This is a genomic window from Bradyrhizobium sp. OK095 (assembly GCF_900109945.1).
Classification (GTDB): domain Bacteria; phylum Pseudomonadota; class Alphaproteobacteria; order Rhizobiales; family Xanthobacteraceae; genus Bradyrhizobium.
Map to the genome: position 1 here is coordinate 229,942 of NZ_FOBX01000009.1, position 24,726 is coordinate 254,667.

Below are 24,726 nucleotides of genomic sequence, written 5' to 3' on the forward strand. Positions count from 1 at the left end.
AGGTCCTGTCAGGAGAAAGCAGCGGCCCATTGTGACCGCCGTGCAACGCTGCGGCAAGCTGCCGGCTGCGGTGCTGCCATGCAGGCGTAAGCAGTGCGCAAAAAAATGCGGCCCCTGTCAGACGCGGCGACTGACGGGGACCGCTTTGGGGCGCTTGATCGGTGACGGGGGCCCTGATCAGACGCAGCTGCAACTTAATCCCGGTGTGTTACGCGCCGGTGACAGGCGGAGTTATCCACAGGTCCCGAGGCCGCCGGATCAGAAGATCTTGCGATAGACGATGAAGCCCGAGCGTTCCGCGACCTTGTCGTACAGGCTCTGCGCCGTGACGTTGGTCTCGTGCGTCTGCCAATAGACACGCGGTGATCCCGCTGACTTTGCACGCTCGTAGACGCCGTGGATCAGCGCCGAGCCGACACCCTTGCCGCGCGCGGCCTCGCTTGTGAACAAATCCTGCAAATAGCAGGACGGCTCGATCGCGGTGGTGCTGCGATGGAACAGATAGTTTGTCATGCCGAGCAGCTTGCCGTCGCTCTCGGCGACCAACCCGTGCACGGGCTCATAGGCATCGAAGAAGCGTTGCCACGTCTCCTTCGTGATCTCCAGTGCGAGCGCAGTCGGGCCGGAGCGGCCGTAGAAGGCGTTGTAGCCGTCCCACAGCGGCAGCCATTGATCGTAATCCTGCCGTGCGACGGAGCGAATGGTGAGCGACATGTGAACTTCCCGCGATGAAGCGTCCTTCATACGTGATGATGGGCGTGCTGATCAATCGCGCTACTCCGCAACGCGCAGATACCGGATCAGCTTGCGGTTCGCGGGATCGCGCAGCGAGCGGTAGTAGTCGGCTCGCGCCGGCGCGTCGGTGTGGCGTACGAGGTCGGTGACCGGCGTGTAGCTCAGCATGCGGCCGCCGTCAGGCAGCACGGCGCAGACGAAGCGCAGGACCTCGCCGCTGCGCAAGCTGATGTTGATCGGCGTGGCATCGCCGATCCGCACCATCTCCATGCGCTGCGCGATGAAGGTGCCGAGCTCGTCCTCCGGCAACTCGAACGCGCCGGTGTCGCGGCCGTGATACATCAGCGCGACGAAGGGCGGCTTGCCGTCGGCCATCTCGTCCGGCAGCGCAAAATAATCGCGGAAGGCGCGGTTGATGAATTCGGCGCGGGTCTCGGCATCGAGCAGCACGATGCCGATATCGACCTGGTCGAGCGCCGCCGACAGCCGCGCGGCGGTGGCGTGGCTTTGGCGCTCAGTGGCAAACGTGCCGAGCAGCCGCTCGCGCATCAGGCCGGTGATCGCTGCGGTGCCAGCTGCTGTTGCGGCCAGCAGGCCGAGCCGCACCAGGTCTGCAGGCGCAAAAGCAACACCGCGGTGGTTGAGAAAGAACAGCGCGGCGCAGATCACCGCGAGGCCCGCGGTGATCATGGCGGAGCCGAAACCCGACAGTGCTCCGGCGAGAGCAACGATGCAGACAAGCAGCGGCGCAGGCGAGGGGACGGGGACGGAGCGATCGAGCAGGATCGCCAGCAGCGTCATCGCTACTGTCAGCACGGGACCGCAGATCGCACGCCATCCGAACCGCATGGGCCTGTCTCGTTCCTCCCCGAACGAGGTAAGGCCGCAACACTGGCTGATTGTTTTGATGGCGCAGTGCGAAATCGTGCGGCGCGCTTAAGCGGCACTTGCGACGGCTCGCAAAGCTTTCGGATGATTTTAGACCAAATGCACGTGCCCGACGCGCTGTTGCAACGACGGCGCATTCAGCGTGGACGTCCCCGGGCTCTTGCGCACGCCGGTGAAAATCAACAGCGATGCCGCGACCAGGATGGCCGCAGTCAGGGTGATTGCAACGATGACCACAGGCGATTTCATCGATGTCCCGTCGCGATGCCATCAGGCGCGGGCCGCGCGGCACCTTGAAGGCAGGTCCAGGATGAAACGGGGATCAGACCGGCAGACCCATCGCCATGGTCGCCTTGGTCGACAGCACTGTCAGGGTGACGATCAGGCACAGCGAGATCGCGGCGACGGCGAGCGAAGCCGCGACCGCATGGGTCAGCCGGGAAGACGAAACGGTATCGGTTTGGCCCTGAAAGCCTGCCGTGCCGGACGCCCGAATCATGGTCTAAATCCTTCAACGTGCGAGCGAATCACCCGCGACGCCGAACAATTTCGCTGTCGCAACCGGCAATATTGCGGCGGCTCCCGCGGTGAAAATGGCGGGATTTGGGCAAAGGTTAACGATATGCCCGCTAATCCTTAACGCCGGCCCGCTTTCAGGCCCCTGCCGCGATGCTGGCGGGGTCGTCGACCTCGGCCGGCCGCCAGTCCATCGCCACGAAGCCGGGGGCGGCTTCGACGCGCTTCAGCCAGTCCCGGATTGCCGGGAAGGCCTGGAGGTCGAAGTCGCAGCGGTCGGCGACGTGGGTATAGCCGTAGAGCGCGATGTCGGCGACCGTGAGCTGGCGGGCGGCGAAATAGGAATTGGTCTTGAGGTGGTTTTCCATCACCTGGAGCGCGCCATAGCCGCGCTCCATCCAGTCCTCGAGCGCGTGGGTCTGCAGGTCGCGGCCGCCCTTGACCAGCGACAGCCAGAAATAGGCGGCGCCGATGTTCGGCTCGAGCGCGTGCTGCTCGAAGAACATCCATTGCAGCGCCTCGGCGCGATCGATACGGTTCTCCGGCGCGAGCGGCGTGCCGACCGCGACGTACCAGAGGATGGCGTTGGACTCGGCGAGAAAGCGGTCAGCGCCGACCTCGAGCAGCGGCACCTGGCCCGACGGGTTCTTGGACAGGAAGTCCGGCGTCCGGCTTTCGCCGCGCAGAATGTCCACCTCGACGGCTTCGTAAGGCAAGTTCAACAGCGCCAGCGCAAGGCGGACCTTGTAGCTGTTGCCGGAGCGTTGCATCGAATAGAGCTTGTACATTCTGAGAGTTCGGATTCCGAGTACGGGAAGGCGCGGCGCTTGTTGCCCCGCAACGCGGCTAAACAATGATGCCGATGCGAATCCGCCGCAAGGGCCGGCCAATAGAAAAACTCGAAAACCCTACCGCACTGCAATGCGGCGGAAGATCATTTCCACACGACGACGCAAATCAGATCACGGTTGCGTTAGCATGTGGACGTATCGCGCGGTGCATTGGTGCGAGACGATTGAGCGTCGGCGATTGCTGTCGGCGCTGATCATCCGAGGCTGCTTCCAGCGTCAGCCTGCGGTCAGTGTTGTGGCGGCGCGAACGGCCCAGAATTGCTCCGAGGACAAGCCTTGCCGGATATGAGGAGTTTGCGGGGCAAAGTTGCGGAAAATTGCTAAGAATCCAGCCTTGAAACGCTCCAAATCCCGTAAACTTTTGCGAGATCGGGCTGAAGTTTCTTGCGGTGCAGCGGCTCACGTTTTAGGGTGTCGCCATTCCCACAATCGGAGTCGTGAGGCCAAAGGGTTCACGACGCTTGTCAGGAGATGACGATGCCCTTCCTTGCCGCTGCGCTCGACCGTGTGAAGCCGTCCGCAACCATCGCGGTCACGGATAAAGCACGCGCGCTGAAAGCGGCGGGCCGCAACGTCATCGGTCTCGGTGCCGGCGAGCCCGACTTCGACACGCCCGCCAACATCAAGCTGGCCGCGATCCACGCCATTGAAGCCGGCAAGACCAAGTACACCGCGGTCGACGGCATCCCCGAGCTGAAGGAAGCCATCATCGCGAAGTTTCAGCGCGAGAACGGCGTGGTCTACAAGCCGAACCAGATCATCGTCGGCACCGGCGGCAAGCAGGTGCTCTACAACGCGCTGATGGCGACCATCAATCCGGGCGACGAGGTGATCATCCCCGCGCCGTACTGGGTCAGCTACCCCGAGATGGTGGCGCTCGCCGGTGGCGAGCCGGTGCCGGTGGTCTGCACCGCCGCGGCCGGCTTCAAGCTCCAGGCTGACGCGCTCGAGCGCGCGATCACGCCGAAGACCAAATGGGTCATCCTGTGCTCGCCGTCGAACCCGACCGGCGCGGCCTATACCCGTTCTGAACTGAAGGCGCTCACCGACGTGCTGGTCAAGCATCCGCATGTCTGGGTGATGACCGACGACATGTACGAGCACCTCGTCTATGACGACTTCCAGTTCACCACCGTCGCGCAGGTCGAGCCGAAACTCTACGACCGCACGCTGACCGTGAACGGGGTGTCGAAGGCCTATTGCATGACCGGCTGGCGCATCGGCTACGCCGGTGGTCCCGCGCAGCTGATCAAGGCGATGTCGACCATCCAGTCGCAGTCGACCTCGAACCCGTCGTCGATCGCGCAGTGGGCTGCTGTCGAAGCGCTGAACGGTCCGCAGGATTTCATCCCCGCCAACAACAAGGTGTTCAAGGAGCGCCGCGACCTCGTCGTCTCCATGCTCAACCAGGCCAAGGGCATCGAGTGCCCGCGTCCCGAGGGTGCGTTCTACGTCTATCCGTCCTGCGCCGGCACGATCGGCAAGACCGCGCCGTCCGGCAAGGTGATCGACAATGACGAGACCTTCGTCACCGAGCTGCTGGAGACCGAAGGCGTCGCCGTGGTGCAGGGGTCGGCGTTCGGCCTCGGCCCGGCGTTCCGCATCTCCTACGCGACCAAGACCTCGGACCTCGAAGAGGCCTGCAAGCGCATCCAGCGCTTCTGCGGTAATTTGCGGTAAGCTTCTCGCGACAGTGCAAATTGGAAAGGCCCGCTTCGTGCGGGCCTTTTTTTGTTTGTGCTTCGGCAGGACCGAGTCGGATGGACGTTTGACCGGTCTGGCTTGCCCCGTTCTTGCGGGGAGAGGGTGGGGTGAGGGGCTGCCTCCGCGAATTCTATGTATCCGATCTGGCAACCACAAAACTCTTGTGGCATAGACCATCACGCGCCGCTTGCAGCGTGCCTTCTCTGCTCGCATCACATCATCGCCGGAGATATCTCATGCGCCGTTCGTTCATCTTGGCCGGGCTCACCGCAGCCAGTCTCATCGCCTCGGTTGCCGGCGCCAGCGCACAGTCGCGGATGGTTCAGGTCGGCGTACTCGAATGCCGCGGCGGCGCCAGCGTCGGCTTCATCGTGGGCTCCGTCACCAATCTCGGCTGCGTGCTGCGCGTCGATGGTGTGCCGGACGATCGCTACGTCGCGACGATCCGCAAAGTCGGTCTCGACCTCGGCATCACCCAGGAGACGGCCCTTGCCTGGGGCGTGTTCGCGCCGGTGAACCGGCTCGGACCGGGCGACCTCGCCGGTAACTACGCGGGCGCGCAGGGCAGCGCCTCGGTCGGCGTCGGCCTCGGCGGCAACGTGCTGGTCGGCGGCTCCAACAATTCGATCGCGCTCCAGCCGCTCAGCGTGCAGGGCCAGGTTGGCCTCAACGTCGCGGCCGGCCTCGAAAGCCTGGAACTCCGTCCGGGTCGTTGAGATCTGGTCGTTAACGATTTGAAATTGCGTGGGACGCGCCGCTCCACCGACGCGTTCCGCAACGACGCACCGCAGCGACGTTTGACGCTTGCCAAATCTCGGGGACGGGCAGAGCATCTGCGCTTGCCGACCCAATCATGGGCCGAGCTCCACACCAAGGAGGCGGCGAAATGGGACAAGACGTCAGAAGTCCCCGAGGTCCACGGTGCATTGCGCTGGTGGGCCCTTTCCAAAGCGGTAAAACCACACTTCTCGAAGCAATACTGGCGCGAACGGGCGCAATCCCGCGCGTCGGCAGCGTCGATGCCGGAACATCCGTCGGAGACGCCACGCCTGAGGCCCGCCATCACAAGATGACCGTTGGGCTGACTGCCGCCACCACGAGTTTCATGGGCGACAGCTACACCTTCCTGGATTGTCCCGGTTCCGTCGAGTTCGCCCACGATATGCGCGCCGTGCTGCCCGCGGTCGACGCCGCGATCGTGGTCTGCGAGGCCGACGAGAAGAAGCTGCCGCAGCTTCAGATCATCCTGCGCGAGCTGGAGGAGCTGAAGATCCCGCGCTTCCTGTTCCTCAACAAGATCGACCGCGCCAACAAGCGCATCCGCGAGTCGCTCGCGATGCTCCAGCCCGCCTCGCGCGTGCCGCTGGTGCTGCGCCAGATCCCGATCTGGAAGGGCGAGTTGATCGAAGGTTTTGTCGATCTCGCGCTGGAACGTGCGTTCATCTATCGTGAGCACAAGGCCTCCGAAGTGGTCACGCTCGAAGGCGGCGATCTCGATCGCGAGAAGGAGGCCCGCTTCTCGATGCTGGAGAAGCTCGCCGACCATGACGACGCGCTGATGGAGCAATTGCTGGAAGACATCCAGCCGCCGCGCGATGCCGTGTTCGACGATCTCGCGCGTGAACTGCGCGAAGGGCTGATCTGCCCCGTGCTGCTTGGCGCCGCCGCGCGCGAAAATGGCGTGCTGCGTCTGATGAAGGCGCTGCGCCACGAGGCGCCAGGCATCGCGGAGACCGCAAAACGTCTCGGCGTGCAGGAAACCAAAGACGCGCTCGGCTTCGTCTTCAAGACGCTGCATTCGCAGCACGGCGGAAAATTGTCGCTGACGCGGCTGCTCGCCGGCCATCTCGACGACGGTGCCACGCTGCAATCCGCTTCCGGCGGCAGCAGCCGCATCTCCGGCATCCTCGCCGTCAACGGCGCTTACGACACCAAGCGTGCCGCGGCGGAGGCCGGCGACACGGTGGCGCTGGCCAAGCTCGATCCGATCAGGACCGGCGACATCGTCTCGAACGGCAAGGCGCCACCGGCTGGACTCGCAGCCAGCGAGCCGACGCCGCCGGTGCTCGCGATCTCGGTCGCGGCCACCGATCGCAAGGACGACGTCAAGCTCGGCCAGGCACTGATGCGGCTGCACGAGGAAGATCCCTCACTCGTCGTCGTGCAGAACCCCCAGACCCACGACACCGTGCTGTGGGGACAGGGCGAGATGCATCTGCGCGTCGCCAGCGAGCGCTTGCGCGATCGCTTCGGCATCAAGCTCGCCTCGCATCCGCCCGCGATCGGCTATCAGGAAACCATCCGCAAGCCGATCACCCAGCGCGGCCGCCACAAGAAGCAGTCCGGCGGCCACGGCCAGTTCGGTGACGTCGTGCTCGACATCAGGCCGATGCCGCGCGGCGACGGCTTCAAGTTCACCGAGAAGGTGGTCGGCGGTGCCGTGCCGCGCAACTACATCGGCGCGGTGGAAGAGGGCGTCGTCGACGGCTTGACGCGCGGTCCGCTCGGCTTCCCCGTCACCGATTTGCAGGTGACGCTGACCGACGGCTCCTATCACAGCGTCGATTCGTCCGACCTCGCCTTCCGCACGGCGGCGCGGATCGGGCTCAATGAAGGCCTGCCGCAATGCCAGCCGGTGTTGCTGGAGCCGGTCCACGTGGTCGAGATCGTCTGCCCGACTGATGCCACCGCCAAGATCAACGCGATCCTGTCGGCACGGCGCGGCCAGATCCTCGGCTTCGACACCCGCGACGGCTGGAGCGGCTGGGACTGCGTTCGCGCCATGATGCCGGAAGCCGAGATCGGCGAGCTCATCGTCGAGCTGCGCTCGGCCACGGCAGGCGCCGGCAGTTTTACGCGCCAGTTCGACCACATGGCCGAAGTCACGGGACGCGCAGCCGACCAGATCATCGCCGCGCATCAACACGCAGCGTGAGCTGTTAGGGACGCACCTCTCTCTCCCTCTCCCCGTTCTTGACGGGGAGAGGGTGGGGTGAGGGGCTGTCTCCACGAGTTGGGCTTGAGTTCGTAGGCAAGCGATCTCACGAGTCGGATGGGTATTCGTTCGCAGCAATAGTGTGCCTTGCCCCTCACCCGGATCGCTGACGCGATCCGACCTCTCCCCGCAGAAGGGCGGGGAGAGGTTAAGTGCTTGCCTTCGGTCGGCAATGATGTATTATACATCATTGTATATATCTCAGATATCACTTATAAGTTCTGATACGTGAGGCCAAGGTGATTACGTCGTTCCAGATGCGGGCAGCCCGCGCGCTGCTTGGCGTCGACCAGAGAACCCTGGCCGAGCTTGCCGGCGTTTCGCTGCCGACCATCCAGCGGATGGAGGCGTCGACCGGCAACGTTCGCGGCGTGGTCGAGACCTTGATGAAGGTGGTCGAGGCGTTCGAGCGGGCCGGCGTCGAGTTGATCGGCGAACAGGCGCGCAGCGATAGCGGCGGACGCGGCGTTCGGCTGAGAGAGCCGGGACCGCCGCGCAAGGTGGGGGCATGATCTGCGGATGATCGTGCTCTGGGGCGAAATGAATTAGCGCATCGTCGTGCCGGAAAGCACTGCCGCACGATGCATCGGAGCATTGTGGGGCATGAGCATCACAGGCGAACACGCAGGCAAGCTGCAACAGCTTCGTCGGCCGACCTTCACTGAACTGTATCTGCCAAAGCTCGTCACCGTCTGGCGCGAGGGCTACGGCCTCGCCGATTTACGCGCCGATGTCTTCGCGGGCCTCACCGTCGCGATCGTCGCGCTGCCGTTGTCGATGGCGATCGCCATCGCCTCGGGCGTGACGCCGGACCGCGGCCTCTACACCGCCGTCGTCGGCGGCTTCATCGCATCGCTGCTCGGCGGCAGCCGGTTTCAGATCGGCGGACCGGCCGGCGCCTTCATCGTGCTGGTCGCGGCGACCGCCGATCGTCACGGCGTCGACGGTGTCATCCTCGCCACCCTGATGGCGGGGCTTTTCCTGGTTGCCGCCGGTTTCCTGCGGATCGGCACCTACATCAAGTTCATTCCCTATCCGGTGACCGTCGGCTTCACCGCCGGGATCGCCGTGATCATCTTCGCAAGCCAGCTTCGCGATCTCGGCGGAATCACGCTCGCGGGGAAAGAGCCGAGCGAGTTCGTTCCGAAGCTCGTCGCGCTCACCGCGGGCCTGCCTACCATCAATCCGTCCGCCGTGGCCGTTGCCATCGTCAGCATCGCCATCATCGCCGGCTTGCGGCGCTGGCGGCCGTCCTGGCCCGGCATCCTGATCGCGGTCGTGCTCGCGGCGGTCGCTTGTACCGTGCTGTCGCTGCCGGTCGAGACCATCGGCTCGCGCTTCGGCGGTATTCCGCGCGAACTGCCATCGCCGGCCTTGCCGGCGTTCTCGCTTGCGAAGGCGACGGCGGTGCTGCCGGATGCGATTGCGTTTGCGCTGCTGGCTGCAATCGAATCGCTGCTATCGGCTGTCGTGGCCGACGGCATGACCGGGCGCCGTCACCGCTCCAATTGCGAGCTGGTGGCGCAAGGCGTCGCCAATATCGGCTCGGCGCTGTTCGGCGGCATCTGCGTCACCGGCCTGATCGCGCGCACCGCCACCAACATCCGCGCCGGCGCGCGAAGCCCGCTCGCGGGCATACTGCATTCCGTCTTCCTGCTGCTGTTCATGCTGATCGCAGCCCCGCTCGCGAGCTATATTCCGCTGGCCGCGCTCGCCTCCGTGCTCGTCGTCGTCGCCTGGACCATGGCGGAAAAGCACGAATTCGCGACGCTGCTGCGGTCCTCCTGGGGCGACGCTGTCGTGCTGCTCGCGACCTTCCTGCTCACGATCTTCCGCGACCTGACCGAAGGCATTCTGGTCGGCTTCGCGCTCGGCGCGGTGCTGTTCATCCATCGCATGGCTGAGATGACCGGCATTGAGGAGCGGTCGCCACTGGTGGCGGCTGACCGCCCCGATGACGGCAATGGCGAGCGCGTTCCTTACGATCCTGCGCTTGCGGTCGATCGCGACGTGCTGGTCTATCGCATCACCGGTGCGTTCTTCTTCGGTGCCGCGTCCGCAATCGGCGGCGTGCTCGACGGCATCGCCGACAAGCGCAAGGCGCTGGTGATCGATTTCGCCGCGGTCCCGTTCCTGGACTCCACGGCGGCGAACGTGTTGGGCCGCGTGGCCGCCAAGGCCCACCGTCAGGGCGTCAAGCTGTTCATCACCGGGGCATCGTCGGCGGTGCGCCGCGCGCTGCTCACCCATGGCGTCAGTCCGCGGCGCGCGCGCTATCGCACGACGATCGAGCGCGCAGTCGCCGACATCAAGGTCGGGCGAGATGCGGCTGCTCCCGCCGCCGGCGAGGCCGTGAGCTAGCCCGCGGGGGTCTCGAGTAGCCCGGTCCGATCGACGCTGCGGCGCCCGCACGCTTGACAGAGCCGGCGGGACGCGAAATGGATCGCCTCGGACACACGACCCGAGGGAAAGATGACCGCGCCCAAGACGCCAGCTGCCTGTTTGATCGGATGGCCGGCCGCGCATTCGCGCTCGCCGCTGATCCATCATTATTGGCTGCGCACGCTCGGGATCGAGGGCGGCTATGTCATCGAGGCGGTTCCGCCCGATGATTTGCGCGACTTCGTGCTGCGGCTGTCGTTGCGCGGTTTCGCCGGCGCCAACGTCACCATTCCGCACAAGGAAGGCGTGCTGGCGCTGTCGACGCCCGATGCGCGCGCCGAGGCCGTGGGTGCCGCCAACACGCTGTGGTTCGAGGACGGCGAGTTGCGCTCGACCAACACCGACGTCGAAGGTTTTCTCGGCAATCTCGATGCCAGCGCGCCCGGCTGGGATAAGGCTGAGGAGGCGCTGGTGCTCGGCGCCGGCGGCTCCTCGCGCGCAATCGTGTTCGGCCTGCGCGAGCGCGGCATCAAGCGCATCCATCTCGCCAATCGCACCATCGGGCGGGCGGAGACGCTTGCAAGACAGTTCGGCCCCAACGTGCATCCTGTGACGTGGGACGGGATCGGCGACGTGCTGCCGCGCGCAAAACTTCTCGTGAATACGACCTCGCTCGGCATGCACGGCCAGCCCGCACTCGATGTCGACGTCGCACGCCTGCCCGAGGCGGCCGTCGTCGCCGATCTCGTCTACGTTCCCCTGGTGACGCCGCTGCTGGCGGCAGCGCAAGCGCGCGGGCTGAAGACCGCCGATGGGCTCGGCATGCTCTTGCACCAGGCGGTGCGTGGCTTCGAGCTGTGGTTTGGCCAGAGGCCGCACGTCACCGCCGAGCTGCGCGCGCTGGTCGAGGCCGATCTCACAAAGACTTGAGAGACGAACAGCGAATAGCGCACCACCTCCGGAGTTCTACCCCCGTGGGGACAATCGGAGACCGTCATGACCATTCAACGCGCAACTTTCACACGCCCGCTCATCGCCGTCGCGATGGTGGCTGCTTCCACCCTCTATGCCGTCGCACAAAAGGCGCCGGTGCCGACGCGCGTGCGCGGCACGATCGAGAGCGTCAATGGCGACACCCTGCAGGTCAAGTCGCGCAGCGGTGAGGACGTCAAGCTCCACATCGCATCCGACGTGCGCATCTCCGGCATTACCAAAATTTCACTCGCCGACATCAAGGTCGGCTCCTTCGTCGGCGCCACCACCGTGCCGGGACCCGATGGCGGCGATAACGCCGTCGAGGTCCACGTGTTTCCGGAAAACATGCGCGGCACCGGCGAGGGCTCGCGGCCCTATGACCTCAAGCCCAATTCCAGCATGACCAACGCGACCGTGTCGGAAAGCGTGGTCGGCAATGACGGCCATACGCTGCTGGTCAAGTACAAGGACGGCGAGAAGAAGGTGTTCGTCCCCGACACCACGCCGGTGGTGACCTTCGTGCCCGGCGACAAATCCGACCTGAAGGCCGGCGCAAAAGTCATCGCCTTCATGAAGCAATTGCCCGACGGTTCGTTCGAGACCAATCGCGTCAGCGTCGGCCGCGACGGCCTGACCCCGCCGATGTGATCAGGGGAGCATGATCCGGAAAAGTGTGCAGCGGTTTTCCGACAAGATCATGCTCAAAAAATTGAGGGAATAGCGACGGTTGCGCGGGGTTGCCGTGATGTACCGCCGCAAAGCCCTGGAGGGGACAATCATGTCGAAGCTGAACTATTTGGTGCCGCGCGCCATTGTGGCCGCTTTTGCCACCTGCATCTTCGTTTCAACCGCGTCCGCGCAGACAACGCCGACGGTCCGCATCCGCGGAACCATCGAGAGCGTCGACGGCAACACCCTCGCCATCAAGACCCGCGAGGGCACTGACGTGAAGGTGAACATGACTGACAATGTTGCAGTCTTCGCCGTGGTGAAGACCTCGCTGTCGGAGATCAAGGACGGCTCCTATATCGGCGTCACCGCCATGCCCGAGCCCGACGGCACCCAGAAGGCGATCGCGGTGCACATCTTCCCGGAAAACCAGCGCGGCGCCGCCGAAGGTTTTCGTCCCTGGGATGCCCGCGCCAATTCGACCATGACCAACGCCACTGTGGCGCAGACGGTGAAGGGCACCGACGGCCAGAACATCACGGTGAAATACAAGGACGGCGAGAAGAAAGTGGTGGTGCCGCCGGACACCCCCATCGTCACCTTCATCGCCAGCGACAAATCCGAGATCAAGCCCGGCGCCAAGCTGATCATTTTCGGTGCGGCGAAAAAGGAGGATGGGTCGCTGGAAGCGAACCGGGTGAATGTCGGCCGCGACGGCATCACGCCGCCGATGTGAGGCGCGGGGTACTTCGATAGTTGGGGACCCATCGCCCTCTCGCTCCCTCGCCCCGTTCTTACGGGGAGAGGGTGGGGTGAGGGGCTGTCTCCGCGAGTTCAGCTTGGATTGTGGATCGAAGCAACCAACCTCGCGGCAGTCGCGCGAGTCGGACGGACCTCTGTTTTGCTGGCAGTGTGCCTTGCCCCTCACCCGGATTGCTTCGCAATCCGACCTCTCCCCGCAAAGGGCGGGGAGAGGTTAGAGGTCACACCGCAATGACGTGATCGTCGATCTCGTCGATCGTGTTGACGCCGCACAGGCCCATGGTCGTGAGCAATTCCTTTTGGATGATGTCGATCGCCTTGGCGACGCCGGCCTGTCCGCCTGCACCCAGCCCATACGCATAGGCCCGGCCGATCATGCAGGATTTTGCGCCGAGCGCGAGCGCGCGCATCACGTCCTGGCCGGAGCGGATGCCGCCGTCGAACATGATCTCCATCTTCTCACCGACGGCATCGACGATCTCGGGCAGCACCTCGATCGAGGATGGCGCGCCGTCGAGCTGCCGCCCGCCATGGTTGGACACCACGATTGCCTGCGCGCCGGTTTTTGCGGCGAGCTCGGCGTCCTCGACGTCGAGAATGCCCTTCAGGACCAGCTTGCCCGGCCAGATCGAGCGAATCCACTCGATGTCGCTCCAGTTCAGCGAGGTGTCGAACTGCGAGTTGATCCAGGTCGACAGCGAGGTGATGTCGTCGCTGACCTTCAGATGACCGGCGAGATTGCCGAAGGTGCGGCGCTTGCCTTGCAGCACGCCCGACACCCAGGCCGGCTTGGTCGCAAAATCGATCAGCTTCGACAGTGACCATTCCGGCGGCACCGTCATGCCGTTCTTGATGTCCTGGTGACGCTGGCCGATCACCTGGAGATCGACGGTCACCACCAGCGCGGAGCATTTCGCGGCGATCGCGCGTTCGATCAGCGCCTTGATGAAGCCGCGGTCCTTCATCACGTAGAGCTGGAACCAGAACGGCTTCTCGACATTGGCGGCGATGTCCTCGATCGAGCAGATCGACATCGTCGACTGCGTGAACGGGATGCCGGCGGCCTGCGCGGCGCGGCAGGCGTGGATCTCGCCGTCGCCGTGCTGCATGCCGAGCAGGCCCACGGGCGCCAGCATCAGCGGCATGGTCGAGGGCTCGCCCAAAATCGTCGTCGAGGTGTCGCGCTTGGAGACGTCGACCAGGATGCGCTGGCGGAACTTGATGTGCTGCATGTCGTCGCGGTTGGCGCGCAGCGTTTCCTCGGCATAGGAGCCGCGGTCGCAATAATCGAAGAACGCCTTCGGCACGCGGCGCTGATGCAGGGTGCGAAGGTCGTCGATACAGGTGATGTGCTTCATGAACGTTCCCCGGCCCGCCTTGTCTCGGAAGTCTCGCGTCAAGAGTCTTGCATCGGAAGATTGAGGGCTCATCTAGCATGGTTGGATGCACAGCCAAATCGTTTGAGAAGAGGGTGCCATGAGCAAACCGCGGGGACAGCCGACACCGGAAGAGATCAAGGAGAAGCAGGACCTCGAGGACGCTCTGGAAGAGGGGCTGGAAGAGACCTTCCCGGGCTCCGATCCCGTCAACGTCACCCAGCCCGCGCCGAGCCGTGGCGACGGCCATGTCAAGCGTTCGGGCTAGCGGCAGGTTCCCGTCCCGTTCCCAGGGAATAGGCGGAAATATAATGTTAACAATAAGTTACCGGCGCGGTGGCGTCCCCGGTTCCGTAATGATTCATCATATTTTTTGAAGCCAAGTTAGCCGCGATGGCTTTATAAGACCTCAGCAAATCAGGGATGCGGAGCCCGTTTGGGCACCCGCAGGTTGTGACGGGGATTCCTGGTTGTCGCGTGGGGGACGATATGAGCCGCAAATATTTCGGGACGGACGGGATTCGGGGCCGCGCCAACGGACTGATCACGCCGGAACTCGCGCTCAAGGTCGGCCAGGCCGCAGGCCTTGCGTTTCAGCGCGGTGATCACCGCCACCGGGTCGTGATCGGCAAGGACACCCGCCTGTCCGGCTACATGATCGAATACGCGATGGTTGCCGGCTTCACCTCCGTCGGCATGGACGTGCTGCTGGTCGGCCCGATGCCGACGCCGGCGGTGGCGATGCTGACCAAGTCGATGCGCGCCGATCTCGGCGTGATGATCTCGGCCTCGCACAATCTGTTCGAGGACAACGGCATCAAGCTGTTCGGCCCGCAGGGTTTCAAGCTCTCCGACGACGTCGAGAAGCAGATCGAGCTTCTGCTCGACGAGCCCATCGACAAGCGTCTCGCCCAAAGCGCGAGCCTCGGCCGCGCCCGCCGTATCGACGGCGTGCATGATCGCTACATCGAATTCGCCAAGCGTACGCTGCCGCGCGATCTCTCGCTCGACGGCCTCCGCGTCGTGATCGATTGCGCCAACGGCGCCGCCTACAAAGTGGTGCCGGAAGCGCTGTGGGAATTGGGCGCCGACGTGGTGCCGATCGGCGTCGAGCCCGACGGTTTCAACATCAACAAGGATTGCGGCTCGACCTCGCCGGAAGCGCTGTCGCGGAAGGTGCGCGAGATGCGCGCCGACATCGGCATCGCACTGGACGGTGATGCTGACCGCGTCATCCTGGTCGACGAGCGCGGCCATGTCGTCGACGGCGACCAGCTGCTGGCGGTGATCGCGCAGAGCTGGAAAGAAGACGGACGTCTGTCGCGCGCGGGCATCGTCGCGACCGTGATGTCCAATCTCGGACTCGAGCGCTTTCTCAAGGGGCAGGGGCTCGATCTCGTGCGCACGCCGGTCGGCGACCGCTACGTGCTCGAGCAGATGCTGAGCGGCGGCTACAATCTCGGCGGCGAGCAGTCCGGGCACATCATCCTGTCAGACTACGCCACCACCGGCGACGGCTTCGTTGCCGCGTTGCAGGTGCTGGCCGTGGTGCAGAAGTCGCGCCGGCCGGTGTCGGAGGTCTGCCACCGCTTCGATCCGCTGCCGCAGATCCTCAAGAACGTCCGCCACAAGGGCGGCAAGCCGCTCGATAATTCCGACGTCAAGTCGGCGATTTCCGACGGCGAGAAGCGCCTCAACGGCCACGGCCGCCTGCTGATCCGCTCCTCCGGCACCGAGCCGGTGATCCGCGTCATGGCCGAAGGCGAGGACCGCATCCTGGTCGAGGACGTCGTCGACACCATTGTCTCCGCGCTGGGACAGGCAGCGGCGGCCTGAGCCTGTGGCCATCCTTCGAGACGCCCGCTTTCGCGGGCTCCTCAGGATGAGGTCTTGTTGCTCGGCGACACCCTAGACCCTCATGGTGAGGAGCCTGCGAAGCGGGCGTCTCGAACCATGCAGGCCCACGCAGAACCGAACCCGGATCGCGAGGCGCATTCCTGCCATCGACGATTGGCGGTGGTTTGGCCGCGCCGGTCATCGTAGTTAGGCAGTGCGGCGGTTCGCCGCGCCTGCCGGGATACTCCCTTGAACAAGCCTGTCGTCGTCTCCGAGGAAACGCTGACCGAGCCCGTCGTCGTCGCCGACGTGGCGCCTGCCGCCACCAAGGCCGCGGGGCCGGCTTACATCGTACTCGCCGGCATCTCGTTCTCGCACTTCCTCAACGACACCATGCAGTCGCTGATCGCCTCGGTGTATCCGATCCTGAAGGACACCTACGCGCTCGACTTCGCGCAGATCGGCATGATCACGCTGGCGTTCCAGTTCACGGCGTCACTGCTGCAGCCAGTGGTCGGGCACTACACCGACAAGAAGGCGCAGCCCTATTCGTTGTCGATCGGCATGGCCTCGACCTTCTTCGGCCTGCTGCTGCTCAGCGCCGCGCACCAATATCTGGTCATCCTCGTCGCCGCCGCGCTGGTCGGTCTCGGCTCGGCGGTGTTTCACCCGGAGTCGGCGCGCATCGCGCGGCTCGCCTCCGGCGGTCGCTACGGCTTTGCGCAATCGGTGTTCCAGCTCGGCGGCAGCTTTGGCACGTCGATGGGGCCGGTGCTGGCCGCGCTGATCGTGGTGCCGTTCGGGCAGGGCAGCATCGCCTGGTTCTCCTCGATCGCGGGCCTCGCGATCGTCATTCTCTGGCGCATCGGCCGCTGGTATGAACCGCAGATCAAGGCAAAGAAGACGGTCGCGGTTCACGCCCATCCCGACGCGCCGAGCTCGCGTCGCGTCACCGTCGCGCTGCTCGTGCTCGTCGCGCTGCTGTTCTCGAAGCAGCTCTACGTCTCCAGCCTGTCGAGCTATTACATCTTCTACCTGATCGACCGTTTTGGCGTGTCGACGCAGGCAGCGCAGATGTATCTCTTCATCTTCCTCGCCGCGAACGCGGTCGGCGCGTTTCTCGGTGGACCGCTCGGTGATCGCTTCGGCCGCAAGATCGTGATCTGGATTTCGATCCTCGGTGCGCTGCCGTTCACGCTGGCGCTGCCCTATGCCGGGCTCACTGCGAGCGCGGTGCTGTCAGTCATCATCGGCCTGATCATCTCCTCGACGACGTCGTCGATCATCGTGTTTGCGCAGGAGCTGGTGCCGCATCGCTTCGGCATGATCTCCGGCGTGTTCTTCGGTGTCGCCTTCGGCATCGGTGGTCTGGGCGCCGCCGTGCTCGGCAAGCTCGCCGACCAGACCTCGATCGAGTTCGTCTACCAGGTCTGCGCCTATCTTCCGGCGATCGGCCTGCTTGCGGTGTTCCTGCCGAAACTGCCGCGCCAAATGCGTTAACAAATCCTGTTTCGCCGCGCTGCGGCTTTATCAATCATTAGTAATTGCGGCAGGCCAGTGCCGCAATTTTGCAACGCTTGCGCCGCATCCGCGTGTGCAGTGAGAAAAAATCAACCTTAAAAATTAGGGTTAAGTGGCGCTTAAACATTTGGTGCGATCGTCCCGCCTGTGAGTTTCCAGAACGTGAGGCGCCCGTATTTAGCCTCACCGGCCATAAGGACGAAGCCAATGCGTAGCGTTAAGTCTCTCCTTGCCGCGGGTGCGGCATCCCTGATCTCGTCGATGGCGTTCGCCGCCGATATGCCGATCGCGGCGCCCCCTCCCATGTACGCGCCGGTTGCCCCGCCCGCCGATTTCGGCGGCTGGTATCTGCGCGGCGACGTCGGCATGACCAACCAGCGCGCCAAGAGCATCGACGCCGTGCTCCCGGCTGGGTACACGAAGTCCACGGAAGGACTCGGCTTCGACTCGTCGCCGCTGTTCGATCTCGGCGTCGGCTATCGTTTCAACAATTGGTTCCGTGCGGACGTGATCGGCCAATACCGTGGCAAGGCTAACCTGCATGGTGGGGATAACGTCTTTGGCCCCGGCTTCATCGGCGCCAACAACTACACTGGCAGCAAGTCCGAGTGGGTCGTAATGGCCAACGCCTACGTCGATCTCGGCACCTGGTGGTGCATCACCCCGTTCATCGGCGCCGGCGTCGGCGGCTCGTACAACAAGATCAGCGGCTTCCGCGACGACGGCGTGTCATTGAGCCCGGGACTCAGCAACAGCGTCGCCTACTTCGCCGACAACGGAAAGTGGAACCTTGCCTGGGCCGCTCACGCCGGTCTCGCCTACAAGGTCAATCCCGGGTTCACCGTCGAATTGGCCTACAGTTACATGAACCTCGGCGACGCGGCGCCCGGCAACTTCCGCTTGTACGACAACAGCGGTTCGGGCCCGACCACGATCAAGATCAAGGATCTCACCTCGCACGACGTCAAGCTCGGCGTGCGCTGGGAGCTCAACAGCCCGCCGGCCTACATGCCGCCGCTCGTCACCAAGGGCTGATCGCAAGCCTCATCGGTTAACAAGCCTCATCGGTTAAAGTGTCTTAACGGCGCGGGATCATTCCGCGCCGTTTTGCTTTGCATATTTTTCATGGCTTGTGGCGACGAAAACGTCCGGCGCAACCATTGGTTAAGGTTAACGAGCCATGATCACGGGCGAAAGTTCGAGTTCGATGGAGCGTTGCGATGCGTAGGCTTTTGTTGGCGGCAGTGATGTTGGGGACGGTGTCTGCCGCGCACGCGGCCGACATGCCGGATCTCCCCATCCTGCGCGGCAGCTTCACCGACGGTCTGTCGAAGACGAGCCATAATTGGGATGGCGCCTATGTCGGCGGCAGCGCCGGCTACACGGCCGATGCGTCCGACTTCAGCCAGAGCGTCGTCGGCCTGACCAACTTCATCTTCCGCGACAGCGTGCTGCAGCAGCCGACAGCGTCGTGGTCGCTCCTGAACAAGACCAACACGCAGAGCACCAGTTTCAGCGCCTTCGTCGGCCGCAACTGGCAATGGTACGATGCCATTATGGGTCTTGAGGGCACCTACAGCTACTTCAACAATCTCGCCACGTCGACGTCGGGTAGCAACTCGCTCACGATCGTCAATCCGGCCGGCGATACACATGCCGCAAACGTCACCGACAATTACGACGTGACATTGACCGGCACCGCCGCGGCGAAGGTCAAGGACATGATCACGCTGCGGGGCCGCGTCGGCTGGGACGGCGGCGATTTCATGCCCTATGCCTTCGCCGGCGCTGCCGTCGGCCGAATGGACGTCTCTCGCACGGTGACGAGCAATGTAGATTTGCGCCAGGATGTGACGAATTCGGTCACCAACGGCCTCGGCGTCGTGGTGACGACGACCACGTTCGGATTGCCGGTCGCCGTTCCGGCGCAGTCGCAGACGCAGGTCCAGCGCAGGACCAACGCCTTCGCGGTGGGTTGGACCGCGGGCCTCGGCGTCGAATATTGCATTTGGGACGGGCTGTTCGCACGCGTCGAATACGAATACGTGAAATTCTCTCCCGTCATGAACACCTCGGTGACGCTGAACAACGCGCGCGTCGGGCTCGGCTACAAGTTCTGAGGCGGCTCCTCTACGCCGCGGTTGACAGCTTCTGCCGGTCCTGATGCTCTGTCGCTCCAAACTGGGGCGGCGGCAATGAAGATCTACGGCGATACCAATTCCGGCAATTGCCTGAAGGTAAAGTGGGTCTGCGACAAGCTCGCGCTGCCTTACCAGTGGATCGAGATCGACACGCGCAAGGGCGAGACGCGCAACCCCCAATTCCTGGCGATGAACAGCGCCGGCCAGGTGCCGACCGTCGCCTTCGATGACGGCCGCACGCTGGCACAGTCCAATGCCATCATCCGCTACCTCGCCCGCGACAGCGCGCTGATCCCGCGCGACGCCTTCACGGCGGCCAAGATGGACGAGTGGTTGTTCTGGGAGCAGTACAGCCACGAGCCCTATATCGCGGTGTGCCGTTTCCAGCTGGTCTATCTCGGCAAGGATGCCTCCGAGCTCGACCCCGAGAAGGTCAAGCGTGGTTATGCGGCGCTCGACCGCATGGAGCAGCATCTGGCGGCAAGCCGCTTCTTCGCTGGGGACGCGGTTTCGCTCGCCGACGTCTCGCTGCTGGCCTATACGCGCGTGGCGCATGAAGGCGGCTTCGATCTCGGCCGTTATGCGGCCCTCCGCCGCTGGATCGGCGAGGCTGAGGCCTGGCTCGCTCTTCCGGCTGCGCATTGAGGTTCGGAGTTTCCCAGCATGAACGATAAGTCCGTTTCCATCCGTCCCGCGCGGCGCGACGACGTCCCTGCGATGATCGCGATGCTCGCCGACGATCATCTCGGGCGCGCCCGCGAGCGCGTGGAGAATCCGCTGCCTGCGGTCTATTACGAAGCGTTTGCGCGCGTCGAACGCGATCCCAACCTCACGCTCGTCGTCGCCGAGAGCGAGGGCAGGGTGGTCGGCTGCCTGCAACTCGCGGTGTTATCCGGCATCAGCTCGCAAGGCGGCATTCGCGGCCTGCTCGAAGATGTTCGCGTTGCTTCCGACTGCCGCAGCCGCGGCATCGGCGAGCTTCTGGTGCAATGGGCGGTTGGTGAAGCAAAAGCGCGCGGTTGCAATCTGGTCGAACTACTGACGCATGCGAGCAGAGTGGATGCGCAACGCTTCTACAAGCGGCTCGGATTCACCTCGAGCCACGTCGGCATGACTGTCCGCTTTTGACGCAGCGCGTCGTGCGCGTTGCACGATCAGCGAAATCGGATCGCGCATTCGTTCATCTTAAGAGCCGGTAAACTACCCAGCCGTCGTTCACGTGGAACCAGGAACGAATGGTGCTACGGGAGCGTCGGACACCGGGCTCGGTCGGTTCGGGGATTTTGATGACAAGTTATTCAATGATCAAGGTCGGCAACGACTACGTTGTGCAGGCCAATGACAAATGCATTTTGAAGGTCGGGAGCCGCCGCAAAGCCGCGCAATTGATCAGCGATGCTACGGACTTGCTGAACGCGCTTGCCGTGGTGGAATCCCCTGATATCGCGCCGGAGGCGCCATCACTCGCGCGTGAGGCCCCGGAACTTCCTTGACGACTCTTCCTGTTTCCCGTATCAGCCGCGGCGGGACACCTCCCCCCAACGGGAGGCTTACTATCTGGAAGGGTAGACGATGACTGTAGCGAAGCCCGCTTCGCGGCCCAACGTGCCGCATTTCTCCTCCGGTCCCTGCGCCAAGCGCCCCGGCTGGAACGCCCAAAATCTCAAGGACGCACCGCTCGGCCGCTCGCATCGCGCGAAGGTCGGCAAGGCCAAGCTCAAGCTCGCGATCGATCTGACGCGCGAAGTGCTTGAAGTGCCCGCCGATTATCGCATCGGCATCGTGCCGGCGTCCGATACCGGCGCGGTCGAGATGGCGCTGTGGTCGCTGCTCGGTGCGCGGCCGGTCACGACAATCGCCTGGGAATCCTTCGGCGAGGGTTGGGTCAGCGACATCGTCAAGGAATTGAAGCTCAAGGACGTCACCAAGCTCAGTGCGGCCTATGGTGAGATCCCCGACCTCTCCAAGGTCGATCCCAAGAGCGATGTTATCTTCACCTGGAACGGCACCACCTCCGGCGTGCGCGTGCCGAACGCCGACTGGATCAAGGCGGATCGCGAAGGTCTCACGATCTGCGACGCGACGTCTGCCGCCTTCGCGCAGCCGCTCGATTTTGCAAAACTCGACGTCGTCACCTTCTCCTGGCAGAAGGCGCTCGGCGGCGAAGCCGCGCACGGCATGCTGATCCTGTCGCCCCGCGCAGTGGAGCGGCTCGAGACCTACAAGCCGGCCTGGCCGCTGCCAAAAATCTTCCGCATGACCAAGGGCGGCAAGATCAACGAAGGCATTTTCGTCGGCGAGACCATCAACACGCCCTCGATGCTTTGCGTCGAGGATTATCTCGACGCGCTGAACTGGGCCAAGTCGATCGGCGGCCTCAAGGCGCTGATCGCGCGCGCCGACGCCAACACCAAGGTGCTGGCCGACTGGAAGGCGAAGACGCCCTGGATCGACTTCCTGGCCAAGGACACAGCGATCCGCTCCAACACCTCGGTGTGCCTGAAGTTCACCGACCCCGCGCTCACCTCGCTCTCCGAGGACGCGCAGGCGGAGTTCAGCAAGAAGCTGGTCGCGCTGATCGAGAAGGAAGGCGCGGGCTACGACTTCGCGTACTACCGCGATGCCCCGGCTGGCTTGCGCATCTGGTGCGGCGCGACCGTCGAGGCCAAGGACGTCGAGATCCTGACACAGTGGATCGACTGGGCCTTCGCCGAGACCAAGGCTACGCTGGCGAAAGCCGCCTGACAACGCCGTGAGCTGACGCCGTGCGGATGCCTCCGCACGGTCCGACCTCCACAGGCCCGTCATGTTCGAACCCGAGAACGAGATCGAGCGCATGCTGATGCGTGCTGCGCAGGAGCCGTCGGAACGATCGGCCTTTGCGGAGGCATTGATCGACGCCGAGATCATCGTGGCGCTGGTCCCCGAAGGGGGGCGTATCGCGCCGGGGCCGGACGGCAAGACAACCGTTCCGGAAGGAACCAGGCTCTCATTGCCGAGCGTGATGCGCGGCGAGCAGCGGCTCCTTCCTTTCTTCACTGCGCCTTCCCGGGCGCGTGCCTGGTTCAAGGGTGACCACGTCGCCACTCCTGACCGCACGCGTGATCTGTTTGGCCGTTACCCGGAGGCGTTCTTCGTGCTCAATCCTGGCTCCGACTACGGCAAGGAGTTTACTCCTGCCGAGGTGAAACGGCTGCTCGCTGGCCATTTCGAGGAAGGTGCCGAGACGATCACGCTTCCCGTCGGCGAGGAGCTGCTGCTCGGCCATCCCAGCGATGTGCCGGACGAGTTGATCGCGGCGCTCTCGCGCGAGTTCAGCGCGGAAAAATCCATTCGCGGCGCCTGGCTGATGCTGGCGGCGCGGGCCGGGCATCCCGACCAGACCTGGATGCTCGGCGTCGATCACGCGGGATCGTGGTCGAACGTGCTGGCGGCGATCAATCGCGCGGTCGCCGGAAATGTGTTGAAGGGGCGGCCGCTCGACGCCGTGCCGCTCGAAAGCAGTTCACTCGCATCGACCTTGCGTACCGGAATTCCCATCCCCGCCGTCAAGCGCGGCTTCTTCCAAAAGCTCTTCAGCTAACAGCAGGCAGCATCCCCATGTCCAAGCCGAAAGTTCTCATCTCCGACGCGCTCTCTCCCGCCGCCGTGCAGATCTTCAAGGATCGCGGCGTCGAGGTCGACTTCCAGCCCAACCTCGGCAAGGACAAGGACAAGCTCGCCGAGATCATCGGCAATTACGACGGCCTCGCGATCCGCTCCGCGACCAAGGCGACCGCAAAGATCCTGGAGAAGGCGACCAACCTCAAGGTGATCGGCCGCGCCGGCATCGGCGTCGACAATGTCGAGATCCCCGCCGCCACGGCCAAGGGCATCATCGTGATGAACACGCCGTTCGGCAATTCGATCACGACCGCCGAGCACGCCATCACCCTGATGCTGGCGCTGGCGCGCGAGATTCCGCAGGCCGACGCCTCGACCCAGGCCGGCAAGTGGGAGAAGAACCGCTTCATGGGCGTCGAGATCACCGGCAAGGTGCTCGGCGTGGTCGGCTGCGGCAATATCGGCTCGATCGTGGCCGATCGCGCGCTCGGCCTGCGCATGAAGGTGATCGCGTTCGATCCGTTCCTGTCGCCGGAGCGCGCCAGGGACATCGGCGTTGAGAAGGTCGAGCTCGATGACCTCTTGAAGCGCGCCGACTTCATCACCCTGCACACCCCGCTGACCGAGAAAACGAAGAACATCATCGATGCGGCCGCGATCGCCAAGATGAAGAAGGGCGTGCGCCTGATCAATTGCGCCCGCGGCGGCCTGGTCGACGAGCAGGCCGTGGTCGATGCGCTCAACTCCAAGCACATTGCGGGCGCTGCCTTCGACGTCTTCGTCGAGGAGCCCGCGACCACGAACGTGCTGTTCGGCCATCCCAAGGTGATCTGCACGCCGCATCTCGGCGCCTCCACCACGGAAGCGCAGGAGAACGTCGCGCTCCAGGTCGCCGAGCAGATGTCGGATTATCTGCTCACCGGCGCGATCTCGAACGCCGTCAACTTCCCCTCGATCACGGCCGAAGAGGCGCCGAAGCTGAAGCCGTTCATCGCGCTCGCCGAGAAGCTCGGCTCGTTCGCCGGCCAGCTCACTGAATCCGGCATCCTCAAGGTCGAGATCACCTATGAAGGCCACGTCGCCGAGATGAAGATCAAGGCGATCACGTCAGCCGTGCTGTCCGGGCTGCTGCGGCCGATGCTCGGCGACGTCAACGTCGTCTCGGCGCCTGTTGTCGCCAAGGAGCGCGGCATGGTGGTCGACGAGATCGTTCGCGCCGCCCAGAGCGACTATGAGAGCCTGATCACCGTCACCGTCACCACCGAGCGGCAGGAGCGCTCGGTCTCGGGCACGGTCTATGCCGACGGCAAGCCGCGCCTCGTCGACATCAAGGGCATCCGCGTCGATGCCGAATTCGGCAAGTCGATGATCTACGTGACCAACGAGGACAAGCCGGGCTTCATCGGCAAGTTCGCGAGCCTGCTCGGCGATGCCAAGATCAACATCGCGACCTTCCATCTCGGCCGCGTCGCGCCGGGCTCCGATGCCATCGCGCTGATCGAGGTCGACGGCGCGGTGCCGGCCGATCTGCTTGCCAAGGTGCAGGCCCTGCCGCAGGTCAAGCAGGTCAAGGCGCTGACGTTCTGAGGTATGCCTGTCCGCGGCGCGCGCTGCGGAATGACGGCTATCATATATTCCGACATGCGGAACAACGCCGCCCTTCTCGCGAGGGCGGCGTTTTTGTTGATGCAGCGCGGCGCTTTATGTCTCCCCCGGTCGCCAAACTTTGTGTACCAATGGCGCCCGGAACGCCTCGTACCAACGCCTCCGTA

25 protein-coding genes are annotated in these 24,726 nt (G+C 64.2%); 19 read left to right on the top strand and 6 right to left on the bottom strand.

The features are described 5' to 3' along the window. Positions 1 to 258: 258 nt before the first annotated feature. From BMW89_RS24340 to BMW89_RS24355, 5 genes are all read right to left on the bottom strand, one after another. Positions 259 to 714 (bottom strand): GNAT family N-acetyltransferase, encoded by a 456-nt coding sequence (locus BMW89_RS24340; RefSeq protein ID WP_092029557.1) that lies wholly within the window; start codon positions 712 to 714, stop codon positions 259 to 261. A gap of 60 nt (positions 715 to 774) precedes the next feature. Continuing rightward, on the bottom strand, positions 775 to 1,584 hold the full coding sequence (locus BMW89_RS24345; protein WP_092029558.1) for a PAS-domain containing protein: 810 nt from the start codon (positions 1,582 to 1,584) through the stop codon (positions 775 to 777). 129 nt (positions 1,585 to 1,713) lie between these two features. Continuing rightward, entirely contained in the window at positions 1,714 to 1,872 is a 159-nt protein-coding gene (locus BMW89_RS24350) for a hypothetical protein (RefSeq protein WP_092029559.1), read from the bottom strand. 73 nt (positions 1,873 to 1,945) lie between these two features. Further along, entirely contained in the window at positions 1,946 to 2,122 is a 177-nt protein-coding gene (locus BMW89_RS38010; RefSeq protein WP_177196278.1) for a hypothetical protein, read from the bottom strand. A 154-nt stretch (positions 2,123 to 2,276) separates the two neighbouring features. Further along, complete coding sequence (locus BMW89_RS24355; RefSeq protein WP_092029560.1) at positions 2,277 to 2,927, bottom strand: glutathione S-transferase family protein; 651 nt, start codon at positions 2,925 to 2,927, stop codon at positions 2,277 to 2,279. Between the two features lie 540 nt (positions 2,928 to 3,467). Here BMW89_RS24355 and BMW89_RS24365 point away from each other — a divergent pair. The 8 genes from BMW89_RS24365 (at position 3,468) to BMW89_RS24400 (ending at position 12,451) form a co-directional block, all read left to right on the top strand. Beyond that, complete coding sequence (locus BMW89_RS24365) at positions 3,468 to 4,670, top strand: pyridoxal phosphate-dependent aminotransferase (protein WP_092029776.1); 1,203 nt, start codon at positions 3,468 to 3,470, stop codon at positions 4,668 to 4,670. A gap of 260 nt (positions 4,671 to 4,930) precedes the next feature. After that, the gene (locus tag BMW89_RS24370; protein WP_092029562.1) at positions 4,931 to 5,410 is read left to right on the top strand and encodes a DUF992 domain-containing protein; all 480 of its coding nucleotides are present in this window, start codon (positions 4,931 to 4,933) and stop codon (positions 5,408 to 5,410) included. Positions 5,411 to 5,580: 170 nt separating this feature from the next. Further along, positions 5,581 to 7,629: an elongation factor G gene (locus tag BMW89_RS24375; RefSeq protein WP_092029563.1), complete on the top strand. Its 2,049-nt coding sequence runs from the start codon at positions 5,581 to 5,583 to the stop codon at positions 7,627 to 7,629. Between the two features lie 299 nt (positions 7,630 to 7,928). Beyond that, a complete protein-coding gene (locus BMW89_RS24380; RefSeq protein WP_092029564.1) occupies positions 7,929 to 8,201 on the top strand; it encodes a helix-turn-helix domain-containing protein in 273 nt (90 codons plus the stop codon). A gap of 91 nt (positions 8,202 to 8,292) precedes the next feature. After that, positions 8,293 to 10,050 carry a SulP family inorganic anion transporter gene (locus tag BMW89_RS24385; protein WP_092029565.1) on the top strand — a complete coding sequence of 586 codons (1,758 nt, stop codon included), beginning with the start codon at positions 8,293 to 8,295 and terminating at the stop codon, positions 10,048 to 10,050. A gap of 111 nt (positions 10,051 to 10,161) precedes the next feature. Continuing rightward, positions 10,162 to 11,001 (top strand): shikimate dehydrogenase, encoded by an 840-nt coding sequence (locus BMW89_RS24390; protein ID WP_092029566.1) that lies wholly within the window; start codon positions 10,162 to 10,164, stop codon positions 10,999 to 11,001. Positions 11,002 to 11,067: 66 nt separating this feature from the next. Continuing rightward, positions 11,068 to 11,694, top strand: coding sequence for a hypothetical protein (locus BMW89_RS24395; protein ID WP_092029567.1), 627 nt, complete (start codon positions 11,068 to 11,070; stop codon positions 11,692 to 11,694). Positions 11,695 to 11,824: 130 nt separating this feature from the next. After that, positions 11,825 to 12,451, top strand: a complete 627-nt coding sequence (locus tag BMW89_RS24400; protein ID WP_177196279.1) for a single stranded DNA-binding domain-containing protein — start codon at positions 11,825 to 11,827, stop codon at positions 12,449 to 12,451. 247 nt (positions 12,452 to 12,698) lie between these two features. Here BMW89_RS24400 and BMW89_RS24405 read toward each other — a convergent pair whose 3' ends face one another. After that, entirely contained in the window at positions 12,699 to 13,835 is a 1,137-nt protein-coding gene (locus tag BMW89_RS24405) for an alpha-hydroxy acid oxidase (RefSeq protein ID WP_092029568.1), read from the bottom strand. A gap of 118 nt (positions 13,836 to 13,953) precedes the next feature. Here BMW89_RS24405 and BMW89_RS38015 point away from each other — a divergent pair, with 118 nt between their 5' ends. From BMW89_RS38015 to serA, 11 genes are all read left to right on the top strand, one after another. After that, positions 13,954 to 14,121, top strand: coding sequence for a hypothetical protein (locus BMW89_RS38015; protein ID WP_177196280.1), 168 nt, complete (start codon positions 13,954 to 13,956; stop codon positions 14,119 to 14,121). A 221-nt stretch (positions 14,122 to 14,342) separates the two neighbouring features. After that, positions 14,343 to 15,689: a phosphoglucosamine mutase gene (gene glmM, locus BMW89_RS24410; protein WP_092029569.1), complete on the top strand. Its 1,347-nt coding sequence runs from the start codon at positions 14,343 to 14,345 to the stop codon at positions 15,687 to 15,689. Positions 15,690 to 15,938: 249 nt separating this feature from the next. Continuing rightward, entirely contained in the window at positions 15,939 to 17,189 is a 1,251-nt protein-coding gene (locus BMW89_RS24415) for an MFS transporter (protein ID WP_092029570.1), read from the top strand. Between the two features lie 228 nt (positions 17,190 to 17,417). Further along, positions 17,418 to 18,245, top strand: a complete 828-nt coding sequence (locus BMW89_RS24420; protein WP_177196281.1) for an outer membrane protein — start codon at positions 17,418 to 17,420, stop codon at positions 18,243 to 18,245. A 185-nt stretch (positions 18,246 to 18,430) separates the two neighbouring features. Continuing rightward, the gene (locus BMW89_RS24425) at positions 18,431 to 19,330 is read left to right on the top strand and encodes an outer membrane protein (RefSeq protein ID WP_092029572.1); all 900 of its coding nucleotides are present in this window, start codon (positions 18,431 to 18,433) and stop codon (positions 19,328 to 19,330) included. Positions 19,331 to 19,405: 75 nt separating this feature from the next. After that, a complete protein-coding gene (locus BMW89_RS24430) occupies positions 19,406 to 19,996 on the top strand; it encodes a glutathione S-transferase family protein (RefSeq protein ID WP_092029573.1) in 591 nt (196 codons plus the stop codon). Positions 19,997 to 20,014: 18 nt separating this feature from the next. Further along, positions 20,015 to 20,479, top strand: a complete 465-nt coding sequence (locus tag BMW89_RS24435) for a GNAT family N-acetyltransferase (RefSeq protein WP_092029574.1) — start codon at positions 20,015 to 20,017, stop codon at positions 20,477 to 20,479. Between the two features lie 173 nt (positions 20,480 to 20,652). Further along, the gene (locus BMW89_RS24440; protein WP_244547669.1) at positions 20,653 to 20,844 is read left to right on the top strand and encodes a hypothetical protein; all 192 of its coding nucleotides are present in this window, start codon (positions 20,653 to 20,655) and stop codon (positions 20,842 to 20,844) included. A gap of 79 nt (positions 20,845 to 20,923) precedes the next feature. Continuing rightward, positions 20,924 to 22,096 (top strand): phosphoserine transaminase, encoded by a 1,173-nt coding sequence (locus BMW89_RS24445; protein WP_092029576.1) that lies wholly within the window; start codon positions 20,924 to 20,926, stop codon positions 22,094 to 22,096. 97 nt (positions 22,097 to 22,193) lie between these two features. Further along, positions 22,194 to 22,934: an enhanced serine sensitivity protein SseB C-terminal domain-containing protein gene (locus BMW89_RS24450; RefSeq protein ID WP_283805333.1), complete on the top strand. Its 741-nt coding sequence runs from the start codon at positions 22,194 to 22,196 to the stop codon at positions 22,932 to 22,934. Between the two features lie 17 nt (positions 22,935 to 22,951). Continuing rightward, on the top strand, positions 22,952 to 24,541 hold the full coding sequence (gene serA, locus BMW89_RS24455; RefSeq protein ID WP_092029578.1) for a phosphoglycerate dehydrogenase: 1,590 nt from the start codon (positions 22,952 to 22,954) through the stop codon (positions 24,539 to 24,541). Positions 24,542 to 24,726: the final 185 nt, after the last annotated feature.